General features: G+C 51.5%; 28 protein-coding genes. 9 read left to right on the top strand and 19 right to left on the bottom strand.

Annotated features, from left to right (window positions below; all coding sequences use genetic code 11):
* Window positions 1–4 precede the first annotated feature (4 nt).
* From CO251_RS12800 to minC, 3 genes are all read left to right on the top strand, one after another.
* The gene (locus CO251_RS12800) at window positions 5–1,486 is read left to right on the top strand and encodes a type IV secretory system conjugative DNA transfer family protein (RefSeq protein WP_158246341.1); all 1,482 of its coding nucleotides are present in this window, start codon (window positions 5–7) and stop codon (window positions 1,484–1,486) included.
* Window positions 1,479–2,189, top strand: a complete 711-nt coding sequence (locus CO251_RS12805) for a hypothetical protein (protein ID WP_103376209.1) — start codon at window positions 1,479–1,481, stop codon at window positions 2,187–2,189. Before CO251_RS12800 ends, CO251_RS12805 begins: the two co-directional genes overlap by 8 nt.
* Before the next feature lie 132 nt (window positions 2,190–2,321).
* Complete coding sequence (minC, locus tag CO251_RS12810) at window positions 2,322–2,993, top strand: septum site-determining protein MinC (protein ID WP_103376210.1); 672 nt, start codon at window positions 2,322–2,324, stop codon at window positions 2,991–2,993.
* On the opposite strand, the gene CO251_RS12815 is transcribed toward minC, so the two are convergent.
* Window positions 2,983–3,486 (bottom strand): NUDIX hydrolase, encoded by a 504-nt coding sequence (locus CO251_RS12815; protein WP_103376211.1) that lies wholly within the window; start codon window positions 3,484–3,486, stop codon window positions 2,983–2,985. The genes minC and CO251_RS12815 overlap by 11 nt on opposite strands.
* Before the next feature lie 82 nt (window positions 3,487–3,568).
* Between CO251_RS12815 and CO251_RS12820 the strand changes: the two genes are divergently transcribed.
* Together CO251_RS12820 and CO251_RS12825 are read left to right on the top strand one after the other, a co-directional pair.
* Entirely contained in the window at window positions 3,569–3,862 is a 294-nt protein-coding gene (locus CO251_RS12820) for a DUF2103 domain-containing protein (RefSeq protein ID WP_103376212.1), read from the top strand.
* Window positions 3,863–3,936: 74 nt separating this feature from the next.
* Window positions 3,937–4,398: a Fur family transcriptional regulator gene (locus CO251_RS12825; protein ID WP_103376213.1), complete on the top strand. Its 462-nt coding sequence runs from the start codon at window positions 3,937–3,939 to the stop codon at window positions 4,396–4,398.
* On the opposite strand, the gene CO251_RS12830 is transcribed toward CO251_RS12825, so the two are convergent.
* The 9 genes from CO251_RS12830 to CO251_RS12870 all read right to left on the bottom strand — a co-directional run bounded on the left by CO251_RS12830 (window position 4,385) and on the right by CO251_RS12870 (window position 12,236).
* Window positions 4,385–4,825 carry a threonine/serine exporter family protein gene (locus CO251_RS12830; protein ID WP_173677112.1) on the bottom strand — a complete coding sequence of 147 codons (441 nt, stop codon included), beginning with the start codon at window positions 4,823–4,825 and terminating at the stop codon, window positions 4,385–4,387. The genes CO251_RS12825 and CO251_RS12830 overlap by 14 nt on opposite strands.
* Window positions 4,822–5,613, bottom strand: a complete 792-nt coding sequence (locus CO251_RS12835; protein WP_103376214.1) for a threonine/serine exporter family protein — start codon at window positions 5,611–5,613, stop codon at window positions 4,822–4,824. Before CO251_RS12835 ends, CO251_RS12830 begins: the two co-directional genes overlap by 4 nt.
* The gene (locus CO251_RS12840; RefSeq protein WP_242968610.1) at window positions 5,543–6,019 is read right to left on the bottom strand and encodes a GtrA family protein; all 477 of its coding nucleotides are present in this window, start codon (window positions 6,017–6,019) and stop codon (window positions 5,543–5,545) included. The genes CO251_RS12835 and CO251_RS12840 overlap by 71 nt, the downstream gene beginning before the upstream one ends.
* 7 nt (window positions 6,020–6,026) lie before the next feature.
* Entirely contained in the window at window positions 6,027–6,776 is a 750-nt protein-coding gene (locus tag CO251_RS12845; protein WP_103376216.1) for a polyprenol monophosphomannose synthase, read from the bottom strand.
* Window positions 6,777–6,794: 18 nt separating this feature from the next.
* Window positions 6,795–7,955 (bottom strand): hypothetical protein, encoded by a 1,161-nt coding sequence (locus CO251_RS12850; RefSeq protein ID WP_103376217.1) that lies wholly within the window; start codon window positions 7,953–7,955, stop codon window positions 6,795–6,797.
* Window positions 7,952–8,827 (bottom strand): N-acetyltransferase, encoded by an 876-nt coding sequence (locus CO251_RS12855; RefSeq protein ID WP_103376218.1) that lies wholly within the window; start codon window positions 8,825–8,827, stop codon window positions 7,952–7,954. The genes CO251_RS12850 and CO251_RS12855 overlap by 4 nt, the downstream gene beginning before the upstream one ends.
* A 63-nt stretch (window positions 8,828–8,890) precedes the next feature.
* Window positions 8,891–9,256, bottom strand: a complete 366-nt coding sequence (locus CO251_RS12860; protein ID WP_103376219.1) for a c-type cytochrome — start codon at window positions 9,254–9,256, stop codon at window positions 8,891–8,893.
* 2 nt (window positions 9,257–9,258) lie between these two features.
* Window positions 9,259–10,950 (bottom strand): PQQ-binding-like beta-propeller repeat protein, encoded by a 1,692-nt coding sequence (locus CO251_RS12865; RefSeq protein ID WP_103376220.1) that lies wholly within the window; start codon window positions 10,948–10,950, stop codon window positions 9,259–9,261.
* A gap of 92 nt (window positions 10,951–11,042) precedes the next feature.
* Window positions 11,043–12,236 carry a P-loop NTPase gene (locus CO251_RS12870; RefSeq protein ID WP_103376221.1) on the bottom strand — a complete coding sequence of 398 codons (1,194 nt, stop codon included), beginning with the start codon at window positions 12,234–12,236 and terminating at the stop codon, window positions 11,043–11,045.
* Between the two features lie 184 nt (window positions 12,237–12,420).
* Here CO251_RS12870 and CO251_RS12875 point away from each other — a divergent pair, with 184 nt between their 5' ends.
* On the top strand, window positions 12,421–13,008 hold the full coding sequence (locus CO251_RS12875; RefSeq protein ID WP_103376222.1) for a TadE/TadG family type IV pilus assembly protein: 588 nt from the start codon (window positions 12,421–12,423) through the stop codon (window positions 13,006–13,008).
* Between the two features lie 3 nt (window positions 13,009–13,011).
* Here the strand turns inward: CO251_RS12875 and CO251_RS12880 are convergent, their stop codons facing one another.
* The 7 genes from CO251_RS12880 to CO251_RS12910 all read right to left on the bottom strand — a co-directional run bounded on the left by CO251_RS12880 (window position 13,012) and on the right by CO251_RS12910 (window position 18,761).
* Window positions 13,012–13,335: a DUF192 domain-containing protein gene (locus CO251_RS12880; protein ID WP_158246343.1), complete on the bottom strand. Its 324-nt coding sequence runs from the start codon at window positions 13,333–13,335 to the stop codon at window positions 13,012–13,014.
* A gap of 19 nt (window positions 13,336–13,354) precedes the next feature.
* On the bottom strand, window positions 13,355–14,287 hold the full coding sequence (locus tag CO251_RS12885; RefSeq protein WP_103376224.1) for a type II secretion system F family protein: 933 nt from the start codon (window positions 14,285–14,287) through the stop codon (window positions 13,355–13,357).
* Window positions 14,288–14,298: 11 nt separating this feature from the next.
* Window positions 14,299–15,219 (bottom strand): type II secretion system F family protein, encoded by a 921-nt coding sequence (locus CO251_RS12890; protein ID WP_103376225.1) that lies wholly within the window; start codon window positions 15,217–15,219, stop codon window positions 14,299–14,301.
* A 7-nt stretch (window positions 15,220–15,226) separates the two neighbouring features.
* Window positions 15,227–16,576, bottom strand: coding sequence for a CpaF family protein (locus CO251_RS12895; RefSeq protein ID WP_103376226.1), 1,350 nt, complete (start codon window positions 16,574–16,576; stop codon window positions 15,227–15,229).
* 15 nt (window positions 16,577–16,591) lie between these two features.
* On the bottom strand, window positions 16,592–17,731 hold the full coding sequence (locus tag CO251_RS12900; protein WP_103376227.1) for a P-loop NTPase: 1,140 nt from the start codon (window positions 17,729–17,731) through the stop codon (window positions 16,592–16,594).
* Window positions 17,732–17,749: 18 nt separating this feature from the next.
* Window positions 17,750–18,487, bottom strand: coding sequence for a Flp pilus assembly protein CpaB (gene cpaB, locus CO251_RS12905; RefSeq protein WP_103376228.1), 738 nt, complete (start codon window positions 18,485–18,487; stop codon window positions 17,750–17,752).
* Window positions 18,488–18,566: 79 nt separating this feature from the next.
* Entirely contained in the window at window positions 18,567–18,761 is a 195-nt protein-coding gene (locus CO251_RS12910; RefSeq protein WP_242968597.1) for a Flp family type IVb pilin, read from the bottom strand.
* A 191-nt stretch (window positions 18,762–18,952) separates the two neighbouring features.
* Here CO251_RS12910 and CO251_RS12915 point away from each other — a divergent pair, with 191 nt between their 5' ends.
* A complete protein-coding gene (locus CO251_RS12915; protein WP_103376229.1) occupies window positions 18,953–20,074 on the top strand; it encodes a hypothetical protein in 1,122 nt (373 codons plus the stop codon).
* A gap of 41 nt (window positions 20,075–20,115) precedes the next feature.
* Here the strand turns inward: CO251_RS12915 and CO251_RS12920 are convergent, their stop codons facing one another.
* On the bottom strand, window positions 20,116–21,216 hold the full coding sequence (locus CO251_RS12920) for a pilus assembly protein TadG-related protein (protein WP_158246344.1): 1,101 nt from the start codon (window positions 21,214–21,216) through the stop codon (window positions 20,116–20,118).
* Between the two features lie 172 nt (window positions 21,217–21,388).
* Between CO251_RS12920 and CO251_RS12925 the strand changes: the two genes are divergently transcribed.
* Window positions 21,389–21,826: a hypothetical protein gene (locus CO251_RS12925; RefSeq protein WP_103376231.1), complete on the top strand. Its 438-nt coding sequence runs from the start codon at window positions 21,389–21,391 to the stop codon at window positions 21,824–21,826.
* A gap of 22 nt (window positions 21,827–21,848) precedes the next feature.
* Here CO251_RS12925 and CO251_RS12930 read toward each other — a convergent pair whose 3' ends face one another.
* Entirely contained in the window at window positions 21,849–22,247 is a 399-nt protein-coding gene (locus CO251_RS12930) for a hypothetical protein (protein WP_103376232.1), read from the bottom strand.
* Between the two features lie 245 nt (window positions 22,248–22,492).
* Here CO251_RS12930 and CO251_RS12935 point away from each other — a divergent pair, with 245 nt between their 5' ends.
* A complete protein-coding gene (locus CO251_RS12935) occupies window positions 22,493–22,801 on the top strand; it encodes a metal-sulfur cluster assembly factor (RefSeq protein WP_103376233.1) in 309 nt (102 codons plus the stop codon).
* Window positions 22,802–22,817 lie beyond the last annotated feature (16 nt).

Below are 22,817 nucleotides of genomic sequence, written 5' to 3' on the forward strand. Positions count from 1 at the left end.
GACGATGCGTCGCTGGATTGCTCCGCTTATTCAGGGAATATTTTGGATCGCTGTGCCATTTTGGACCATTACCGCGTTAGCAGACGGATTAGCTCATAGCCTTTTTCAACAGCCGCGCCTGCTCTCAGGGGGAGATGACCTTGGCCTTTTAGCGTTGGGTTTGGGGTTCGCAAGCTTTTCATTGACTCGGCGCAAGGCTATTGCCTTGCTAGTCTTGTCCGCTTCTCTGGCAATTGACCTGGTCCCGTGGGCCTTCGCCATTCTGATGGTGGTGGCACTCCTCTATGCACGGTATCATCAGCGGCACCCTTCAGGCCCATTGACGACATTAGGGCGCGTCGTCCCCTGGCATGTCCCCATTCAACTTGATCTGTCTGACCGCTACATGCATTTACACGTCATAGGCCCGACGGGCTCCGGTAAGTCTTCAAGCATACTCATGCCCTTGATTGAACAAGATTTGCGCGCCAGACGGGCTATCACCTTAATCGAGCCCAAAGGAGACTTAAGTTACACAGCCTATCAAGCCGCTTTGCGTCATCACGCCACGGTGATTTACTTTGATCCGCATCGTGCCGACTGCGCACATTATAACCCTTTAAGCGGACCCGCCGACGTGGCCGCTGAAGGATTGTCTTGGGCTCTAAATCAGATAACGGAAGCAGGGCATCCTTTTTACGCGGTGACATCCCGGGTGCTTTTGATGTACAGTGTGATGGCAGTTAAAGAGACATTGGGCGAGCAAGCAGACCTCACCCATGTGTTAGACTTCTTGCGTATGGAAGCCTTTCGCGAAGATATCCTAAGGCAATCCCACGACCTGCGTGTCTTAGCGTATTTTCGCGAGCAGTTAAAGCAAATAGGAGCTCGCACGGCCCAAGAACAGCGCCAAGGCCTCTTAAATCGTCTGGAATTGCTGCTAGTCAATCCTGATATCCGCCGCGTCCTCACGGGTTCTGGCCACTTTGATTGGGACACCGTCCTACGTGATGAAATTTCAGTCATTTGCCCCTTGTCTCTGGCACGGCTAGGCGAATCCGCCAAAGTCATCGGGACTTTGCTATGGCATGGTCTTGCTATGGCCACGTACCGCCGTCTCAAAGCGGGAACAGTTCCGCCATATTTTCTGTACCTCGACGAATTTCACCAATATGTCACCCCCGACCTCAGCGACTACTTGGCTTTAGCTCGCGGCTATTCCGTCGGTTTAGTGCTTGCGCACCAAGATATGGGTCAGCTTTCTCCCCCATTACAAGAAGCGTTGTTGGCCAACGCCCGCCAACGTATGGTGTTAGGAGGCATTCACGCCCATGATGCCGCGATATTTTCGCAGTTGGCCGCGCCCTATCCGCTCCCGCCCACTCTGCGGTATTTGCCTAGAGGCCGAGCCTATGCCCAGCTTACAAAGCACGGACGATTAACACGTCCTTTGCTATTGCAATTGCCCCACATCCCTTTGTCGGAAGAGGTCTTGCCGCATGAATAATCCCCTCACATGGCCATTGGTGCTGGAGACTACCGGCTATCTGTCTTCAAACCAAGCACAGCACTATTTTGACCTAGCCCTCGTGGGCAACGACTGGCCTGCCGATTGCATTCTTTGGAACGATGCGCTATGGACGCGTGCACAGTTTCAACGCGGAGCTCACGCGAAGCACCGCGAACTCATTACGGAAAGCTTTATCCGTCTTTATCCGGTTATCACTCATTGGCAAACCGGGGGCACCCCGTTTGGCTTATTCCCTGATGCTATGATTCGCATGTCCCCCGATGACCTCCCGATTTTAATTGAAGTGGACACAGGTAAAGAAACCGCCAAACAATGGCAATCGAAACTCGCCATGTACAGACTTGAAGCTTTTGCCAATCCCCCGTTCGGCTTATGGGTCATTGCCGCGGGAGGACCACGACGCATCAACCATCTCACCACCTGGGTCAATGACGCGAACTTACCCCTCTCATGGCAAGTCAGCCCGGTTCTCCAATTGCCTGAACCCTTCTGCGTACGCGACAAGGCGCCCATTCCTCCGCGTCTTGCCGCATTGAGTGAACACCCTCGCTACCGTATGTGGCCGGAAGGAACAGAGTTGACGGCCCCCCAAGCGCAGATCCTGTTACGTCAAGGCGCTCAAATTCACGCCAAAGAAATCACCGCCTTGGGCCCATTGTATTATCTGACCTTCTTGTAAAGACCTCAGCGTGTCGAAAAATTATCTCCCTTCAGGGGCAGGATTTTGTCAAGCGTTTGGAGAATTTGAAGAAGCATACGCGGCATTTACGCCGCATTGTCCGTTAATGGCAGCAAGGAGGCGTTTTGGGGAATGCAAATCAAAGGAGACCGCCGCGGATTGCGACTTTTAGCGACAGGATTCACCACGGAAGCGGCACTTATCGAGGATTTAGCCCACACACTGGAAACACGCCAGGAATTTCTAGGGACCACGGGAATCTTTTTGGAAGTAGGAGCGATGGATTTAACCCCATCACTGTTTGAGCAAGTCGCCCAAACCTTTGCCCGCTTCCCAGCCCTGACATTAAAAGGCATTCAGCAGTCTGATACCGCCGTCGTGATTTCGCTAGAGGAAAAGAAGCCGGTTCCGGTGCCACGGATTGTGCGCCATACCATCCGCTCGGGACAACAAATCATGCATACAGGAGACGTGATTATCGTAGGCGATGTCAATCCCGGCGCTACCATTATTGCCTCCGGTGATGTGATGGTTTTTGGTTGGCTACGTGGCACTGTCTATGCCGGACAGCCTCAAGACCGCACCGCAGGGATCTTTGCGCTGAGAATGCAGCCAACCCAAATTAAAATTGGTGACATTATGGCCCTAGGCGATGGGCGCGGGGAGGAGCCAGAATTTGCTCATGTTGAAGAAGGCGCCATCGTCGTACAGCATTGGGCGGATGTGAAACTCCCGGACATCGTCACACAAGAACCGCGGACCCGGCGTGGCACTGAAAAAATTTCACGACTCATTAATAGCTAGCATGACGGCAAATCCAATCGTGTAAGGCATCACGCGTGGATAAAAAATAGAGCTCAGACCAAGGAATTTGAGAAATCGCGAACGGACGCACGTTTAAGGACTCCACAAGCACGTGGGGCCTCTCGTCCGTTATAACGCCTTGGTAGACAATGGTTACTGCCCCAGGGGACGCTTCTCGGTATACGCCCGTTAACGACAATTCTTGGGGAGCCGTAATCCCTAGCTCTTCATGAATTTCCCGGCGCACTGCCTGCCTTGGGGTCTCATCCTCTTCGATATATCCACCAGGCATTGTCCAGTGTCCAAAACCGGGCTGGAGTGCTCGCTTCACTAAGACGATATCACCGCTACGCGTACATAACAGAGCCGCAACCCCTAATCTCACCATGCCATAAGCGACCAACCCGCACTGGGGACACACAAAGCGTACATGTCCGGCCAAGGACATCTTGCGCAACCGTCCTTGACAATTGCCACAATACTTGGGCGTCATAGGACTATTTTCTCTTCATTCATTTGGCTTCCCCCTAGCAATTTGGTACGATAGACATATAACGAAGGGCAGGATCCGACACATGGCCAAATACCGACAATCCAAAATCAAAAGGCAACATCATGTTGTCCGCGAATTGGAGCCTGGTTTGCGCTTTTTGTCCTCTCTGCCGTCGGTCGACGGAGTCATTCCCGGAACCATTAGCCCCAAATCGGGTGGACAAATGGGCTACTCTTTTCAGTACTTTACCCCAAGCGGATTGAAACTAATCGGACGCTCAAGCGGCGCCGCGCAAGAAATTTTCGTGATTAGCGCCCGGCCCCACGACGTTTTGCAAGAACTGCAAGACCATGGTTTTTTGCCAAAACCCGGCTAAGATTTGGCGGGCAAGGCTAATGCCTTGCCTTTGTTATTGCGTCTTTGGCATAATATCGGAAAGACGGGAGGCACATGATGGCAGCGCATGAGGAACTTTTACAAACAGCATTACGAGAACGAGGACTGCGCGTCACCCCTGACCGTCTCCATGTTTTCCGCTTGTTGGAAGCCAGTCCTTTACCCCTATCGATTCCGGCGCTGGTGGAAGAAATTCACGACACGGGAATGAATCAAACGACGGTCTACCGTATTTTAGAACTCTTTACGGCGATGGGCGTCGTGCACCCTGTGCTGATTGGCCATGGTTCGGTCGGTTACGAATTAATTCCGCCTTTCCGCCACCACCATCATCACCTCGTATGCATTGGCTGCAACGAGGTCATTGATTTGTATAATTGCCAACTCGAGCATCGTCTCGACGAGATTGTGAAGCCCTATCAATATAAAATCCTCTATCACGATATCGAAATCCACGGCTTATGTCCCAAATGTCAAGCCAAAGAGGCCGAAGACCCGGGGCCTAGCGCACATTGAGAAAATGATGGGGGCGCAGAAGTGGGCGCAACAAGGCAGTTGCTAAGGCTAAGCCGAGTCCTAGCGCTGCGGCCGCAAACACGGCCGTCAATCCAAAATGCAATCCGGCATTGAAGTTGTTTTTGAGAAACGCGACCATACTCTCGTACACTAAATAGCCTGGTACGAAAGAAATAATCGCGGGAACTACAAAGATGGTGACCGGCTTTTTCTTCCATAGGGCGGCCAATTCTGCCAAGCTGCCTACGACAAAGGCCCCGGCAAAGTCACCCAACAACCCCGCTCCGGGCATCAGATGCACGGCCATGGACGCCGCCCACGCGATAGCTCCTATCACACCGGAAATCCACAGCAAAGAGGCGCGGACCTGATAAAGGAACCCAAAGGCGATCGTGGTCAACCCCGCAAATAGCGATTGCGCAATCATGGCCACCGCCCGCCCATATTCAAGTAGATATAAAGCGTCAAACTCGCCCCTGCCGCCACTGAACCACCTATGAGCAAGGCCTCCAAGAGGCGACTAACCGCCGACACCAAATCCCCGGCAATGCCGTCACGAACAGCTGTTGTAAACAAAAGACCAGGCGTTAAGACCATAATACCGCCCACTAAAATAGCCCCAGGCTGAAATTCGCCAAATCGTGCTAAAAACAATGCCGGCAAGGTTGCCACCACTGCGGCCATCATGTCCCCCAAGTTCGCTGGAATCTGCGTATGACTGATGCCCCGCCGTGTCATCTGCGTGAGTGCCCCACTGACCGCAGCCGGCAGAACATCCACTAAATGGCCCCCCATTAACTGACTGATCAACCCCGCCGCAATCGCCGCAAACACAATCGTAGCCCAGGGGGGATACACCGCCAATTGTCTGGCGGCCTCAAGCCGCTGCCGAAATTCGGCCAAGGGCACCGGATTTTTCGCAACATCCCGCGAAATTTGGTTAATCTCTGCTACAACGGCTAAATTCACCGAGCGATGCTGAATGCGTTTCACTAGGCTTTGGCCATCGGGTCCCGCAACAAAAAGAGCCGTGGGCATGGCCACGACATCCACCGGAGCAATATGATATGCATTGGCCAGCCGTGCCATGGTATCCTCGACACGCGCCACTTCCGCTCCACTTGTCAACATCGCTAAACCCGCTTCAACGATCACCTCGAGAGCGTCTAAAGGCACTGGATGCGGATTCCGTGACAGGTCGTTCGATTGAGTCATGTGACGACAACGCCTCCCGCGTCCGAAAAACCCAGACGTTTGACAAGACAAAGCCAATCACGGTGCCAAAGGGAATAGCAATCAAGTCGGCAATAATGTAATTGATGCCTTGCCCTAGGACCACGCGGTAAATGGCCGTCTGTACCACTAAGCCACCCGCCGACACCAAATTATAGCGTAAAAACCCATGCAGATGAACTGACGCCTTAAAAGTAAACCAAGCATTCAAAACGTAATTGGTGATAATCGACGCTTCCACGGCTAGGACGTACGTTACCGTCGCTTGGTGCGGCCACAGATGATGTAAGACCGCTAGAACTCCTAAATTAACCCCGACCCCGCTCGCCCCAATAATCCCGTAGCGGATAAAGCGCTCAATCATCACCCGATATTTCGCTATGCGCATCGGCACGTTACCGGAGACGCTCATCAGCAGGACGCCGGTCGCCTTCTAAACCGCTTTCCAAGCGCAATTTGCCGACCATCCATAGAGCCTCTGCAAAAATAGCCGGAGACATCTTGCTTTTGCCTTCCCGGCGCTCTTCAAAAATAATGGGCATTTCGGCCACCTTAAATCCTGACCGCACCGCCCGGTATGTCATCTCAATTTGAAATCCATAGCCTGTTGATTCAATTGACTCCAAATTGATGGCCTCAAGAACCCGCCGACTAAAGCACTTGAATCCACCCGTTAAATCCTTAATGTTTACCCCGAGAACGAGACCCGCGTACAGTGAGCCGCCCCGAGAAATCAAACGCCGATACCATGGCCACCGAGTCGCTCCGCCGCCCGGCACATACCGTGAACCCAGCACAACATCCGCTTTTTCCTGAATCATGGTCTGAATGAATGCGGGCAAATACTGTGGGTTATGGGAAAAGTCCGCATCCATCTCGAACAGATAATCATAACCCTTGTTCAAGCCATACCGAAAGCCTGCCAGATACGCGGTCGCTAGTCCTAGCTTGCCTTGACGATGAATCACTTCCACCCGATTAGGATAGACCGTTTTCAGATGATCCGCTAACAATCCGGTACCGTCTGGTGACCCATCATCGATGACGAGCACATCAAACATCTCGCCCTGTTCCATAATCGATTCCATGAGCGGTCCTAGATTGCCTAATTCGTTGTAAGTGGGAAGAATCACTAAGGCACGCATGCATTAGCCTCCTCGTCTTTATGCGATCCAATGCCACGTTGCAAAGATCAGAAAAAATGTCGCTTGCAACATGGGAAAAACCCAATAAAAAAACCGTTGCCAACTCTCGCTCCTCGCTAGTATGCCCATCATCACGAACCCCGGAAACAAAATCAACACGAGTCGCGACATAGACAGCAAGGGACTCTGGCCGTTAATATCCGGAGCCGAGATATCAATAAGTAATAGAATGCCCCAATACGCTAGCCAGTCCACCGGAAACTTTTTCAACCACGCCAATGCCCATAATACAATAAATCCGAGCGCGGCACACAGGTCTATCATACTGAGGATTGTGTCCGGCTGCAATGGACTACCATTCCAGATCGTCTTAAAAGCTAAAATAATGCCCACCCACGGCCAAGAAATTTTTCGACCCCAATATCCTTGCGCTGCAATAAACGCGAGCGGTGAGCCAAAATCTCGCCATTGATACACCATATAAGCGATAATGCCAGCAGGAACCAAGAGCACACTCCATAAGGCTTTACGAATCGTCCACCCATAGCTTTGATAATATGACCACAGCAGAGGAATCACCGTAAATGCCCCTTCGTTGCGTGTCAATCCCGCCAACAACCCAAAAATCCCCGCCGCATAAAATTTTTTCCGGTATGCCAGCCAAAAGACCGCGGTGCTGAAAAACATGTAGATGCCCTCAGTGTACCCTGCGGACATAAAAAAGGCGGTGGGAAACATCACCGCAATCCACACCGAGCGTTTGGCAACGTCAGCCCCAAACACATCGCGGACCAATGCATAAAAAACAAAGGTAAATCCCACTAACCCCATGTTAGAGACAATGAGGGCAGTATCATAAACCGAGAGAAAAGTGATCCAATGCACCAGAGCTATCAAAAACGGGTACATCGGGAAAAATGCCAGGGCTTGAAACCAATAGCCATGCATGGCTATTCCTGTATACCACAAAGCGTCCCAGCGAATGCCCATTAAGACCACGGGATTCGCTGAAACGTTATATTGCGGACTATAATATTTCCATGGCAATCGGGCCAATCCGACCCATCCCGCCAAAATTAACGCAATCCGACTAAATATGAGCAGTTCGATCAGTTCGCGCGCCGTTTTGGCATCGGGCCCCCATGAGGTGACCCATGCACGAACCCGGCTAAAGTTCATGAGGACAACGAATAGGCTTGAGCCTCAAACTGACGCTCCAACACCGTACCAACCCATTGATTTTGAATCGGCAGGTCTAACGCCTTGGCCATTTGTTCCGCCGTTTGCCCGGCCAACCCAAAGCGCATTTTTTGGACACCCCAAGCCCGCGCTTCAATCCATAAATAATTCAACAGCTCGCGCGTATAACGCCCTTGACTCTTGAAATATTTGATATCAATAGCGTCGTTGTTGCGCACACGGTACACCGCAATGGAGTCCACAGCCAAGCGCGCGTCTTGAGGCGCCACCGCAATGCCACCTTCCTCAAACTGATTCTCCAGATCCTCTATAGTCAGAGACTCGGGCACGTACATATCTTTCCCCACCCAAAGAGCACCCGGAAACTGTTGCATAAAGTCCTTGACGCGGTCTTTATCCACCGCCCAGGCCGGGCCCGCATCATGCGGCGGCACGTCAGGAGCTTGAAATCCTTGAAACTCGCCAACGATCCATTGTCCGCTATTTTTAAAGCCAAAATCTTCTTGGAGCACAGTACTCCATAACGTGTCATCTTCTTTAATTAAAGCACGCACAATATGCGCTCCAGCTTTTTGCGCTTCCTTCAGTTGGAAGGCTGCAAATTCCTTATATAGATCCCGGTCTTGCTGGGGGGGTGCCATTCGCACGCTGCCAAGATATCCCTCGTGCCTTTTTGGAAATGTAATGACCGCCGTCCCGACAATAACGTCGTCTTCTAGAGCGAGATATAACCCACCTTGTGCCTGTGTCAAATAGGTGTTGACCTGTTCCGACAAATCATCATGAACCCCTTGCAAAAACTGCTCAACCTTCGCCTGGTCATTTACCGAGGCACGGACATACCTTAACAAACGTGGCCCTCCCTTTCACACCATGTCCTCATTGTAGCGTCTTGGGACATGGACTTCAACCACTTAGGGATTTCCTGGCAAACGATGGTTCAGTTTAATAATATACCATGCCAGATTACGCGCTTGCGAGGGGCTTAATATGCCGGGGTTGGTAGCTGGCATCCGACTCTGAATAAATTGTGCAAGCGCTGACGTATTGGCATATTTCGTGACGGTCACCCCATCGTTAAGAACCGGCGCTCCTCCAGCCCCATCTCCCCCAGGTCCATGGCAAGTTTGGCACAATGACGCAAAAAGCTCTTGGCCTTCCTGAGCCTCTTGCTGCGCCATCACGACATGCGTCGTGACTTGAGTCTCGTCATAGAGCCCAACGCCGGAGGCGGCGATAAGCAAACCCGCTCCCAAAAACGTTATCCAACGCTTAGTCATCCTCAGCATCCTCCTTGAACGCCATGCATGGCACTTTTGGCTGCTAAGTGTTCAGGCCAACCGCTTGATAACCAGCGCAGATAAAGGTTCAGCGCCTGCAAGCGAGGGCTAGAAGCGGGAAGGGGGGCCGTGTGAGTCATCCGCAGGCACTGATTAATTTGGGCATCCAACGTACGAATGTGTCCCGCTCTCACCAACGGAAACGAGGCTGCCGCGCCAAGCAGACTCGGGATCAAATGCCCTTGGCGGTAAGTCATAAGGGTCCCCCCGCCGGCATGGCAACTCACGCAAGAAACACCCTGCACCGGATCCATAAATGCTGTCTCCCCGTAGCGAATATCTTGTCCTAAAGGGCCGGTGGGAAGAGACAATTGGGGCGGGTCACGCAAGGCCTCAGCGGTCATACGACTCACCGGAAACGCCAGCATTAATCCGTTTTCATCGGGTTGATACAGGGTCTGCCCGACGATAATAGGATAGTCGGCGGCAAAAGCCCCTCCCATATACCGTGACGCCTGTTCCTGGCCCGTTTTAGCATTTAAGGCATAAAACATCCCCGCCCTATCGCCGACATATAACGTGTGGCGTAGCAACGCCGCGGAAGCAGAGACCGGGCCATACGCTTGAAACGCCCACAATTTTTGACCGGATTGGGCGTTTAGCGCATATTCACAGTGGGAAATCGGCGATCCGACAAAAACCCTGCCATGATACAATACCGGAGCTGAGACCTCAATATCTTTCGGCAATTTCCCCGTACCCAACGGCGTTTGCCATGCCAATGCCCCGGAATGTCGAAAGGCAAACATCGTAGAGACCGGATGTTGCCACGAACCAGTTGTTCCCTCGACATAAATCAACGAGGGCGACACGGCAATCGAGCTATCATCCGATCCCCCAAACACCTTTGGTACCGGCCGTTTCCAGATCACCTTGTGTGTTTGCACATTAATCGCATACAACGCATAAGGATGGGCCCCCGAGACATAAAGGGTATGCCCGAATACTGCAGGCGACGACATGCTGACATACGACCCCAAAGTCAAACGCCACCCAAGCGCCCCCGTTTTCGCATCAAGAGCCGATAACACCCCACTACCGCCCACCGTATAAATGACGCCATGGTCGTAGACGAAGCTAGGCATGTCCTCACCGCGTGTTGGGTCTTTCCACCTTACACGTCCCGTCCGAGCATCTAGGGCATATATGGCGTTAGGGCCCGTTCCACGGCGGATATTGCGGCTTTGCAGCCGATTCACTCGGCGTTGCTGCGACGCGCTAAATGCTTGATTGCCCGTGCCGACAAACACTAAACCGTCTGCGACCACTGGCGTCGTCATCGACATGTTGTCTAAGCGCCTGGCCCATAGCTTCTGTCCCGTTTGGGCGTTAAGGGCGTAGAGCGCATTTTGGCCCGGCATTCCGTCACCCGACACATAGATAACACCTTGAGAAAAAGAGGCCTGTTGTAAGGGGGTGCTGGCTGAGTATGTCCATGCGACGTTCCAATGTTTGAGCGCAGCCGTTTCAATCACCGCATTGTTCGACGCATTCATCGCATACTTGGTAAAGCGGCTAGGCCCTCCATCTAAAACGCTCTTCCCTCGCGCGACACGGGAGTGCTGTGCGAAAAGCAAGGCCGCACTAATCGTCAGGACTGGAATCCCCCAGAGAAGCCGCGCCCGTGATACCATATTCGTCTCGTTCCTCCCTCGTCAGACAGTGTGTGCAGGTGTAATATGCGCGCATAAGGCGCTCACCAACCGCCGACCCAGGGAACTGTCATCTAAACTTCTTTAGGTTTTCTTCCGGTTAGACGCGCGAACAAGGTCCGTTTGGCAGAGGTTTTCTTGGACTCTTGACGGGAGCGTCCTTGTGTTTCTCGCACTAATTCAGAAGCCATACTGTAAATGGCCCGCGATAGGGCCGAATCGGGAAACTGTAGTAGCAAGGGATGCCCTTCGTTCGCCGCCCGCACCGGGAAAGCTCCGTCACTGGGCAATTGATATGCGATGGGAGACTGCAGCACTTGCGCGATATCCGCCGTCTCCACCCCCGTCCGCGACCCGCTGCGGTTCAGAACAATCCGCACCTTGTCTTTGGGATAATGAAAGCCGTCATAAAAGACTTGTAGCGCCTGGCCCACTGTCCGCAAGGTCACAACATCGGGCGTACACGCCGTTAAAATCGTGTCCGCAAAGTCAAACGCCGCCACATTAACGTCCGTATAACCAGGCGCCGTGTCGACCACCACATAGGCATGGGTTTCTCTCAGGAGTTGCAAAATTTGTACGATATGCTCCGCGCGCACGTCGTCGGCTTCTTCTGGATTTTCAGGAGCCGCCAGCATGTAGACGTTGTTCGCCACGCGTTTCAAAGCGCGTTTGAGCATCTCCGCGTCAACGGGCGCCCCACTTTTCACCAAATCGTAAAGGGTAACAAGCGGCGCATCGCCCACCATCGGCGCCACGTCACCAAACTGAATATCCAAATCCATAATCGCCACGGGTTGATGACTGGCCTTCGCCAGTCCAATAGCCAAGTTCACCGCGATGGTCGTCTTCCCGACCCCGCCCTTTGAGGAAAACACCACCAAGACCCGTCCATCTTCTCGAGTTTCCCCTTGAATGGGAACAGCAACGCGAGATAGGATGGGTCCCAAATCCTCTGCCCACCGATCCAGACTGATGAAATCCTTGGCACGAATAGTCAGTGCGCGCCGTGCAGCCTGGGCATCAGCTGGAGCCGCTAACACCACAACCGGATAGGGGACCTCCGCGACCTTCTCAAATAACCCAATATTTTGGGCAAGAAGCGCGTCATCAATTAAAAGAACACCAGGCACTTCGGCTGCGCATTCTTCCAAGGCCTGCCGCAGGTCAGACGAACTGCCATTGAGAATAGCCTCCGGTATATTTTTCACGGCAACCGTCAATGCGTTGCGCAATTCGTCCCGACTCGCCACATAGACCGTGAACATCGACATCCCCCTGGCTCGACAATAATCTTAGACTTTCTCTTGGAACCTACACAAAACGCCTCGCTACGTTCTTTTCCAAGGAAATTATTTACAGTCTTGGCGTTTATCCGTACACTTGAAGATAATCATATTACATCGCGTGCCATTACAGTAGAGAAATTGCAGACAAGGAGTCTGAACATTTATGCGCATTGCGCCGTGGCTAGGATCACGCTGGCAGGACCGTCAAGGTCAGGCTCTCGTTGAGTTTGCACTCGTTATTCCCTTGCTTTTACTCTTTTTGCTCGCCATCATCCAAATGGGTTTGCTCTTTAATGGCTTTATTACCATTCAACAAGCTGCGCGCATTGGCGTTCGCGACGCGTCGCTCGGGGAAAGCACCCAAAGCGTTGGTTGTGCGATTCATAACCAAATCGCTACGGACGGCTTATTCCCCTCTTCCGCCGTCGTCTATTGGAGCATTTCATCGTCCCCAACGACCTCCACGCCAAGTGCAGCCCCCAGTGGCTCACCGCCTTCGTCTACTAGCGCGTCCGCCACATCGTCCTCCAGCTCGTCACCAAGCCCGTCAGCCACCTCGTCGCCAAGCCCGGCTCCTAGTGCATCCGGTTCACTAAGTACTGTAAGCGTGAAGGTGTCGACCGACTATCCCCTCATTGTCCCCATCCCCGGGTTTAGCAACAAAATTCCCATGGGCCAAAGCTACACGATGGTTCAGGAAGATCCGAGTCAAGGGGACCAATCTACGACTAGTCAATATACCTGTCCTTAAGAATTACTCAATCGCTAGCCTATCATTTTCTTGGATATCAAACTTCCCCACGGGCAACTCGAGAACAAAGTGGGCCCGCCATACAATGGGTCCAATCGTCCACGGCTTAAGCGTCACATGGCGCAAGACCGTCATGTTTTTGGACAAATAAAGAACGGTGAGCGGATAACGCATAAAAAACATATGCACGGAATTAGTTTGTGGAAACAGCATCCCGTCGCCACATTTTAGCAGTTGAGTGCCCATCAGTCCTTTAAACTTTTGCCAAAAGGACTGCGCGACCACAATATTGTCCCCTACGACTTCGCCACTGCGCAAATTGCGCACACATACCCGCTTCAATGTGTTACCCATGGAAGACACGAATGAGGGACAACATCGCGGGTCCTAAGATGACGAGGAAAATCGCGGGAAAAATAAAAAGCACCATCGGGAAAATGATTTTGACGGGAATTAACGCCGCTTTTTCCCGCGCTTGCGCCGCCCGCGCTTCTTTAATATCCCGAGCTTGTACTTTCAGTGCTCCAGAAATACCCGAACCCGTGCGGTCTGATTGCGCCACTAAGCCGGCAAACCGCTTTAATTCACGGGACTTGGTGCGTTCGGCTAAGGCCGTCAATGCCTCCGAACGCGTCATGCCCAGCTGCATATCCGACATCACGCGCGTAAATTCGTCCTTAGCCGGTCCTGGGTCTAAATTGGTCACTAGCTTCCTTAAAGCCCCATCGAAAGCTAGCCCTGCCTCCACACTCACGCTAAGCAGGTCAAACACTTCTGGCAAAGAGCGCTCTAACATTTTGAGACGATTTTGCGCCTGCGTATTCACGCGCACACCCATAAAAATATACCCGATAGCGCCCATGCCCAATGGAATCGCAACACGCTGCCACTCCGGTAAGCTTTTCTCCACCATTGCCAACATCACACCTAATGCCAACAAGAGCACGGAGATGGCTAAGCGGTATAACACAAAGGCTTCTGGCCCTAACTTGCTGCCCGCCTGTTTTAGACGGCGCGCTAATTCCGCTCGCACCTTCGTAGGTGTCAAGACATGTGACAAACGCACGACAACTTTTTGCACAAAGGGTGTGATTACGCGCTGCATAAAGGGCAGCTCCAATTCATCCGCCAGTTCATCCCGACGCAAGTGATACGGTGACAATCGCTCACCCAACGCCCGCTGGCGATTGTACACTTTTAAATCTTTCACCCATAAAGCCATGAAGATCACCGCCAACGCCAGTAGCGCAGCAATTGTCAGATCCATCCAGCGCAACATCACGACGCCTCCTACATTTCCGGCGAGCGCACCAACCGATTAATAAGAAATCCCCCGATGGTTACGGACACAGCAGCCATGCCCAACATCATCCATCCAATAGTGGAATGAAACAGCGGGTCAATGTAACCGGGATTGATAAACCAAATGGCAAATCCCAAAAAGAAGGGCAACGCGGTCAAAATCCAGCCACTAAAGCGCCCTTGGGCCGTTAACGCGCGCACTTCTTGAGCCAGTCGCTGACGCGCGACGATCGTTGCCACAATATTATCGAGTATATCTGCCAAAGATCCCCCGATTTCTCTTTGGATATTAATAACCATGACCGCCAACGCCAAATCTTTAGAGGGAATCCGGTTCGTTAACTCTTCCAAGGTCTGTTCCAAACTGAATCCAAACGATTCCCGGCGCAATACGCGCGTAATTTCGGCACCAAGGGGATCAGGAGTCTCTTTGGCCACCAATGCCATGGCCTGCAAGAGGGACGTCCCCGCACGCAATGCCCCGGCAATGCCGCGTAGAAAGTCAGGCAAGCTCAATTCCGCTAAACGTAGATACCGTGCCTTCATATAACGAAAATAGATGAGAACCCCGCCGCCCCCAACAATGCCTAAAACCAATCCGCCGACAATGCCGCGAATGACAAAGCCGATAAGCCCGGGAATGACAAAGCCCAAAGCAATGAACAAGATGTATTCGCTCATGCGGAGCTTGAGTGCAGCAGCGTTCTGTCCTTGACTCCATGTTTTGCGCAAAGTGTCTAGCACACCCATTGATACCCTAGGTGCCTTACGCCCTTTGGGAACCACTGCGCCCATTGCAACAAGACGCCTTTGTGTCAATTGATAGGTGCGAGTCGCCCGAATCCCCACCACCACTAATAACAGCGCTAACGCCCATGTCAGGGCTAAAACAATGCTTAAATCTCGCATCTTGTCCTCACAATCCCAAACCGAAAATGCTTGGAGACAACTCGACTCCTTGGGCTCGAATCCGATCGAAGTTTTTGGGACGTATTCCGTTGCCGTGAAACACGCCGATGACCTTCCCTTCCTCATCCACCCCGGATTGATCAAATTGAAAGAGGTCTTGCGTGGTAATAATGCCGCTCTCCATGCCCACCACTTCCGTAATGCGAATAATCCGGCGCGATCCATCTAACAAGCGCGCTTGCTGGACGATAATGTCAATAGCGGACGCTATCTGCGAGCGAATAGCTGGCAACGGCAAGTCCGCCCCCGCCATTAACACCATCGTTTCAATACGCGACAAACAGTCCCTAGGACTATTTGCGTGCACGGTCGTTAAACTGCCCTCGTGCCCGGTGTTCATGGCTTGGAGCATATCGAGCGCCTCCCCCCCTCGCACCTCTCCGACAATGATGCGGTCGGGGCGCATACGCAAAGCGTTGCGAACCAAATCGCGAATGGCCACCCCACCCTTGCCTTCAATGTTGGGAGGCCTAGCCTCTAAAGTGACTTTATGGTCTTGCTGCAACTGAAGTTCCGCTGCGTCTTCAATGGTGACAATGCGTTCAGTGCCCGGAATAAAAGCAGAAAATGCGTTGAGCGTCGTTGTTTTCCCAGACCCCGTACCCCCTGAGACCACAATGTTGAGCTTCCCGCGCACCGCTGCCTCAATAAAGGTGGCCATTTCAGCAGATAATGTGCCCATCTGCACCAACTGTGAGAGAATAAACGGATCTTTGGAGAATTTGCGAATGGTGATCGAATCGCCTGCCACGGCTAAGGGACGCAAAATCGCATTCAAACGTGAGCCGTCTGGCAGTCTGGCATCTACCATCGGACTCGACTCGTCGACCCGCCGGCCTGAAAACGATAGCATTTTTTCTAAGGTGGCACGCAGGTGCGCTTCATCGCGAAACACGATGTTGGTCTTGACCAAACTCCCCTGACGCTCAATATAGATATTGTTGGCCCCATTAATCATGATTTCGGAAATCTCCGGATCATCGAGCAACACTTGAATGGGACCATACCCTAAAATTTCATCCACCAAAATACGGACTAATGCATCTTTTTCTAACGGCGCAATTTCCTTATCAGCTTCAACGATATTCCAAATCAAATTCCTGAGTTCATCACGCGACAAATTTTCCGGCGATGTCACTTGCGTCAATAACGCGTCTTGAATACGGCTTTTCAGTGCCATGAAATTGGCGCCCAAGTAGTCAAAGTCATTGGACTTGGACGTCTGCGACGTCTTAATGGACTTAAAGGCCTGAGAAGCCCCAGGAGACATGCCGTTAATCCGCGTGCGTAAAGACATCCGAACCCCTCTCTTCTACACCTGTTCTTTGCGTGCCGTTTTGCGACTTTGTCCTTCAAACTCCTCAATTAAGGCCTTCGCCACATTTTCGATGGCTTGGGCTAACACATTGCCGGGATCTACCACGACCAAGGGTTTTCCGGAATTTGCAGAACGTACCGGGGTAACCCCGCCACTCGGCATCCAATATGTGACGGGTAGGCCCAGGAATTCTTGAATCTGCTCCTTCGAGACCCCGGAATCCGCCCGATTTAATGCCAGCCGAATCTTCCCGTCAGCAGGATAAAGAGTCCCCAAAACTTTAAGTGAGCGCTGTACTGTTCGTAGCGTAATCATTTCCGGCGTGGCTAGGAGCAAAATAACATCGGCCATATCCATCGCACTAAGATTTTGCTCTGTTAATCCCGAAGACAAGTCGCACACCGTGTAGACATGTGACGCTTTTAAGTGCGTCACGATATCTCTGACGTGGTGAGACTCCACGGCATCAGCGTACTGTGGATTAATAGGCGCCAACAGCAGGTCAAGCGGCAGCCGATCCACCCCAATCAGCGAACGCGCCAATTTATCAGGCTCAATCGTCTTCGGTGACCCTTCGACCAATTCTTGGATTGTCACATCCGGATGATCGTGAACCATCGGTCCCACATCACCAAACTGCAAATCCAAGTCCACCAATGCTGTTGATTTGCCCGAGAGTTTGGCAAGGTTCCACGCTAAATTTACCGCCAAAGTGGTTTTACCCACACCACCTTTGGCCGAATACACGCCAATAATCCGGTGCACGATTTCTTGATTGGTGTCTTGCGGATGCAGGCGTTGCAATAAAGCGGGTAGCAACGTCGGCAAAGCGTCTGTGGTCATAACGTCAGCCGCATGCATGGCCAATGCTCGACGGGCCGACTCTGCGCTCGCCTTCTCAATAACCAATATCACCGGACAATCCGCCCGGGACAGGCGGTCGGTCAGGCCCCAGCTGTCAATCAGCAGCGTCTCATCCACAATAATCGCATCAAGACGCTCCTGGGAACAATAATCAATCGCTTCCCGCACGCTATCCGTCGTCCCGACCACTTGGGCTTGGGATACCGTCGCAACGGTACGTTCGATGGCGTCCATAACCGGAGAAATGGCCGCAATAAGAACCTTTGTCATGACACCCGCCCCTCTGACTTAAGGAATTGCGCTTTCTAAATTGGTCATGCCATATGGGGCAGGAGCTTTAGCCTTAGTATGCGGCGATTCCAGAGCGGCCGTAAACCCTCCATCATATTGTTCAGCATACAACAAGGACTCAATTTTGGCCGGTGACATCGCTACAATAAGATTGGGGCTAGAACCTACCGTTGGAGCCGCTGGTGCAGCCATCGACCCATTGACGGCAAGAACCTTCACATCGTTCATAAAGTCTGCCAGGACCTTTTGGCCATTTTTAGTCACCGTAATAAATAGCGCCACATTGTCACCTGGTACAATCAATCCGTCAATGGCCGCAGTGGACGACAAGGGCACATCAACCGCCATATCCTGCGGACTAATCCGAGCCGCAATGACATTAGCCGTTTTTGGAAAGAATACCTCGCTGGAAACGATGGGCATGCCGACAGACACATTTTGCGTTGTCCAAGCCCCACTTAATCCGTTAAGCGATGAATAGGCGCCGACAGGGACAGAAGCCGCAGGAAACGTCTTCACCGTGACCAAAGCCGGCGCAACAGGCGTATACGCCGAAATCGGCTGAGCGGCGACTAAGACCTGCACCGTGGGACTTTTCACTTTCGCATTCGCCTGCTGAATGGCAAGCTGCACGTACCTGGCTGACACATACGCTGCCACGCCTATGACCACCACGCCAGCCAATAGCCACCGGTTGACCCGGAAAAACGTGCCCATGCGTTTGGCAATGGCCATGTGCTACAACCCCTTCTAGTCGAGTAAGAAAGACAGCAGCAGGCACAGCTAAAGCTATGCCTGCAATTTGACTCCACGTCTAGCCTGCTGTGTTGTTCACTGCATTTGCAACATTATTCAACGTGTTGTGTACTGCTCCGCCTAAGAACGTCAAGGCCACGATCACGACAATGGCAATCAACGCTAAAATTAAGGCATACTCCACTAATGCTTGGCCCTCTTTGTCTTTTAAACGGGCCATAAACGCCACGAGAAATTGCTGAATGGTCGCCAAAGTAATCCTCCTACTTTCCGAAGTAGATGCCGAACCCAGTAGCAAGATACATTATTTTCCTGCTCACATGGTTATTCGACACAAGAAATCCTATTCCTTCTTTTTTTTCATCAACTCTCCGGTATATTTTTACTTTTTCTGAAGGAGATGGAACAAAACATCACGAATAGGAATTAAGATTGGAGGAACACATGAAACGCGACAGGTACAATTTCAGATTTTCCTCGTATTTCGATCAAACTCCCGCGTGGGCAAGACTTTTTCTGTTGCACGAAGCAGGGATATTTCTAAGCGTCTTTCTTCCCTATCCCCATCTGAATCCTCTCCTCCTAAAAATCACCGAGGCCTATTCAGATCACGCTGCCTTGTGGTTTCAGTACGATTCCCTATTCTATTTGCACATTGCCCACTATGGCTATGGATCACATCCCTCAGCTTTCTACCCGTTGTTACCCATCCTCATTTGGCTAGCGCATAGTCGATGGATCGCATTACTCATCATGCAAGGCGTTTTTGCCGCTGATTTATACTATCTCAACCGATTTTTAAACACTTTCAACTTGTCTTCTAGCCAAATCACTTTAGCCTTGGCACTGTTTGCATTTAATCCAGCGGCAGTTTTTTACAGTACCCTATACACTGAGCCTTTGATGCTCCTGCTGAGTCTATTGAGTACCCTCCAAGCACAAGAACATAAATACATCACAGCCGCGGTGACGGCAGGTCTTGCTGCCTTAAGCCACCCTACGGGCGCTTTATTAGGCATCATGCCACTCGTGTTATTAATACAAAGCTTCAAGTATCACAACCGGCAACAACTATGGGGAGCGGTCATATGGGGCAGTGGAATTGTCATAGCCCTTGCGTTATTTGTTGGATACTCACTCATCTTTTGGCATACGCCCTTTGGCCCGTGGCTAGGAGAAAGCGGTTGGCACTCGCGCTGGGTCTGGCCTTGGGTGCAATATCAGCAAGCCATCGTTATCCATTCGGCAGATCATGTCTACGAAATTATCTTGAGCGCCCTAAGCCTCCCATACCTATTGGGAGCTATACTCTTAGCATCAAAATGGTCCAAGAGTTCCCTGCCGGCACTCATTTATGCGTGGGCGGGAACTCTTGTCTCTCTAAGTTTCTATGCATTAAATACACCATTTCACAGCACGCTGCGTTTACTAAGCTCATATTTTCCCCTCTACGCGGGAATATCGTTGGCAAATAACAAAGTTCTTACCCGCATCGTTATAATTTTATGGGGCGCGGCCAGTTTGTATGGGGCGATACGGTTTACCCATCAGTGGTGGTGGCAGTGAATGCAGAATGCGCTCTACATCCCCCATACATGTATCTTTCCCTACGGTACGTTGTTATTTGATACTAACTGCGCTACGTAATTGGCGTCTAAATATGAAGATCCTATGCTAAAATTACTCGTGTCATTTAAGGCTAATTGGCTTATGACCTTAAATTCAAACCCCGCATTAGTACCCTGCGTGTTCGGTACATTGAGAATTTTAGCCGTAATAAAACCCACAATAGGAATAACAGCATTCTCTCCCTTATTGCTAGTGGGCGTTGGATTTGCCACAGGGAAATACACCGTGGCTCCATCAACAATTCCGTACTTAGAGAGGTCATTCCAATAAGAAGAACCCGTCGAACCAGCGACAATATAATTTTGAAACGCTAATTGTTGATATGAATTAAACATCTCAATCCATCCCATTCCTCCTGCCCCATAGATCTGATGAAAATTAATGGGAGTTCCGGTCGTAACCCACGAAGGAACTCCCCCATTGGCTGAACCCCGAAATGCATCATAAATTTTGCTTACCATTAAATATGAATCCCATCCGTCACTTCCATAGGGATTAGCAAGCGGTAAATTGGCACTCGCAGGCATTGCTAAAGGTACCATGCCTGCCGTATTGGCTTCGGCTTGGGGATCCACCACTGCTGTTGCCAAAGGCTTAACGTTAGCCATTGAGATTCCCAGTGCTGAAGCAAAATTTAACACTGTTGAGCCGCTAGCCTGGACCGTCACATAAATAGGTAGTTGTGACGCCGTAATGGTCGATGGCAATACGGTTATTGGGGTTTTACTAGTACCCAAGTAATAGTGGACCACCGGATTACTATCCAATCCATTGTTTGGTATAGCCGTCTTAATATTGGATTGATAAATCATGTCTGCTACCGCTGTGGGATTTGACGGATACTGGATACTATCTGAGTTGGCCGATGCGTTATATCCGCTTTGCAACTCACGGGCCAAAGTTTGCGCCGCCGCTAGAGCCGCCGCGCTCGTAGCTGTTTGGGCTTGATTACGCAAAGCCGAGACCTTGGCAACATCGATGGAGATGGCGGCCGCGCCAATGATTAGTCCCATAAAGAGGACGGTTATCGGTAGCACTTGTCCAGATTCATTGCGCCATCCCTGTCTCATCAAGCCCATGACCATTTCTCACTCCTTTGTCCAATTACTTCCACTATACGCATATCACCATACTCCTGTAAATATTTTCAAATCCCTTCTCGGCCGATCTGCCAAAAAAGTTTTCTTTGTCGTCATAGGTCGGGCGTTGTAGAATAACCGATAAGAGCACTTCTCAGAAAGGATAACGCCCGTGCGCATAATCCGAACCTTGTTTCTCGCTTTAGCCTCTGTATTAATTGTGTCTTCTTTCGCATGGGCTTCCTCTCGAACCGAATTGGTCGTCACCCCGACACCGGTGCAAGCACCCTCAGAAACAACATTTATTGTCGTCTCGCACTCGCTCGTCCCCACTGTCATCGACCTCAAAATTACGGGACAAAAAACCGTGCACGTCGCTTTAAAGAAGGCGGCTGCACACGAATACGCCGGCTCGTACCTACTACGAACAACCGGTGAGATGACCGCGACGGCCCTGACCCGTTCTGGGCAAGTACTCATTACTCGCCAATATCACGTCACGAAGGCCCCATCGCACCTCTTCAGCAAAATCGTGGTAGCCATTGTCTTCTTTGGCGTTTCCATCTATTACTGGCGTAAATCACAGCGTTATGCCCGACCGAACAAATGAAAAAAGGAGGACGGTGTCCTCCTTAAATCGTATCGGGGCTGGCATGCGCTTCAATCGTACTAGGAGATTCGGCCACATCTCTCATCCAGGCCCAAGCCAAATAGGCTGTTACTAAGGCTTTGCCGTTGTTGCGCCCCACTAGCCTGACGAGCCAAATCAATCGAGACTTCAGCTTGCGAGGCAACAGGGGGTAACGGATTAAGGACCGTGATGCTAAAGCGGCCCCTAACCACACCGCTCGAGTCACCCCACTGGTATCACCAGGAACGGCCTCCGGAACTAACCGCATCCACCGCGCCTCCAGCATCGCCCAGATGCGCCGTCTCGCCTTCCTACGCCCCTCTTTATTCTTCGACCATCCCAGCCGAAGACTCCACCACATCAGCCGTAATAAACTTGCATGAGATTCTTGGCCTTTCATGGTTCTTCCCCCATCTCCGTTATGTCTAGGCTAGGAAAGATGATGATACCCGCCACGGGATGGTGAATCATTTTTGGGATTACCTATTAGACATATTCGTAGTGTGACCAAAAGATGCTGGGGTATGCGCCCAATCCAAGAAAGTTTTTCCGCCTGATCGTGAAAAAAACAAAACGCGGTATAATACTGAGTGATATGCTCGGATATAGGGCATAGCTCCAATTCAAATTAAGGAGGCGACTCCTATGGCAGAAGCGCCCAGCAAAGAGCAAGTGTTGGAAGTTCTCAAGGAAGTCAGCGATCCGGAAATCGGTGTCAACATTGTCGATCTAGGACTGGTGTACAATGTGGACATCCAAGACGACGGAACGGTGACTGTGGACATGACTCTGACTGCACCCGGATGTCCCTTACATGACACCATTACGCGGACTGCAGAAATGGCCATTGAAACACTCGATGGGGTCAAAGAAGCCCGTGTCAACATTGTCTGGAGTCCCCCGTGGACCCCTGATATGCTGACAGATGAAGGCCGCCGTTTGCTTGGCTTCTAATTTGTCTGCGAGGTGG

The sequence above is a fragment of the Sulfobacillus sp. hq2 genome, from assembly GCF_002903155.1.
Lineage (GTDB): Bacteria > Bacillota > Sulfobacillia > Sulfobacillales > Sulfobacillaceae > Sulfobacillus > Sulfobacillus thermotolerans.

Excerpts from the sequence above, each read along its gene's own strand:
- CO251_RS12800 (WP_158246341.1), top strand. The coding sequence starts at position 5 with ATGCGTCGCTGGATTGCTCCGCTTATTCAGGGAATATTTTGGATCGCT.
- CO251_RS12875 (WP_103376222.1), top strand. The coding sequence starts at position 12,421 with ATGCGCATTGCGCCGTGGCTAGGATCACGCTGGCAGGACCGTCAAGGT.
- CO251_RS12920 (WP_158246344.1), bottom strand. The coding sequence starts at position 21,216 with ATGGGCTTGATGAGACAGGGATGGCGCAATGAATCTGGACAAGTGCTA.
- minC (WP_103376210.1), top strand. The coding sequence starts at position 2,322 with ATGCAAATCAAAGGAGACCGCCGCGGATTGCGACTTTTAGCGACAGGA.
- CO251_RS12860 (WP_103376219.1), bottom strand. The coding sequence starts at position 9,256 with ATGACTAAGCGTTGGATAACGTTTTTGGGAGCGGGTTTGCTTATCGCC.
- CO251_RS12935 (WP_103376233.1), top strand. The coding sequence starts at position 22,493 with ATGGCAGAAGCGCCCAGCAAAGAGCAAGTGTTGGAAGTTCTCAAGGAA.
- CO251_RS12900 (WP_103376227.1), bottom strand. The coding sequence starts at position 17,731 with ATGACAAAGGTTCTTATTGCGGCCATTTCTCCGGTTATGGACGCCATC.
- CO251_RS12845 (WP_103376216.1), bottom strand. The coding sequence starts at position 6,776 with ATGCGTGCCTTAGTGATTCTTCCCACTTACAACGAATTAGGCAATCTA.
- CO251_RS12890 (WP_103376225.1), bottom strand. The coding sequence starts at position 15,219 with ATGCGAGATTTAAGCATTGTTTTAGCCCTGACATGGGCGTTAGCGCTG.
- CO251_RS12850 (WP_103376217.1), bottom strand. The coding sequence starts at position 7,955 with ATGAACTTTAGCCGGGTTCGTGCATGGGTCACCTCATGGGGGCCCGAT.
- CO251_RS12895 (WP_103376226.1), bottom strand. The coding sequence starts at position 16,576 with ATGTCTTTACGCACGCGGATTAACGGCATGTCTCCTGGGGCTTCTCAG.
- CO251_RS12835 (WP_103376214.1), bottom strand. The coding sequence starts at position 5,613 with ATGACTCAATCGAACGACCTGTCACGGAATCCGCATCCAGTGCCTTTA.
- CO251_RS12815 (WP_103376211.1), bottom strand. The coding sequence starts at position 3,486 with ATGACGCCCAAGTATTGTGGCAATTGTCAAGGACGGTTGCGCAAGATG.
- CO251_RS12820 (WP_103376212.1), top strand. The coding sequence starts at position 3,569 with ATGGCCAAATACCGACAATCCAAAATCAAAAGGCAACATCATGTTGTC.
- CO251_RS12805 (WP_103376209.1), top strand. The coding sequence starts at position 1,479 with ATGAATAATCCCCTCACATGGCCATTGGTGCTGGAGACTACCGGCTAT.
- CO251_RS12830 (WP_173677112.1), bottom strand. The coding sequence starts at position 4,825 with ATGATTGCGCAATCGCTATTTGCGGGGTTGACCACGATCGCCTTTGGG.
- CO251_RS12865 (WP_103376220.1), bottom strand. The coding sequence starts at position 10,950 with ATGGTATCACGGGCGCGGCTTCTCTGGGGGATTCCAGTCCTGACGATT.
- CO251_RS12930 (WP_103376232.1), bottom strand. The coding sequence starts at position 22,247 with ATGAAAGGCCAAGAATCTCATGCAAGTTTATTACGGCTGATGTGGTGG.
- CO251_RS12870 (WP_103376221.1), bottom strand. The coding sequence starts at position 12,236 with ATGTTCACGGTCTATGTGGCGAGTCGGGACGAATTGCGCAACGCATTG.
- CO251_RS12885 (WP_103376224.1), bottom strand. The coding sequence starts at position 14,287 with ATGTTGCGCTGGATGGATCTGACAATTGCTGCGCTACTGGCGTTGGCG.
- cpaB (WP_103376228.1), bottom strand. The coding sequence starts at position 18,487 with ATGGCCATTGCCAAACGCATGGGCACGTTTTTCCGGGTCAACCGGTGG.
- CO251_RS12825 (WP_103376213.1), top strand. The coding sequence starts at position 3,937 with ATGATGGCAGCGCATGAGGAACTTTTACAAACAGCATTACGAGAACGA.
- CO251_RS12840 (WP_242968610.1), bottom strand. The coding sequence starts at position 6,019 with ATGCGCATAGCGAAATATCGGGTGATGATTGAGCGCTTTATCCGCTAC.
- CO251_RS12915 (WP_103376229.1), top strand. The coding sequence starts at position 18,953 with ATGAAACGCGACAGGTACAATTTCAGATTTTCCTCGTATTTCGATCAA.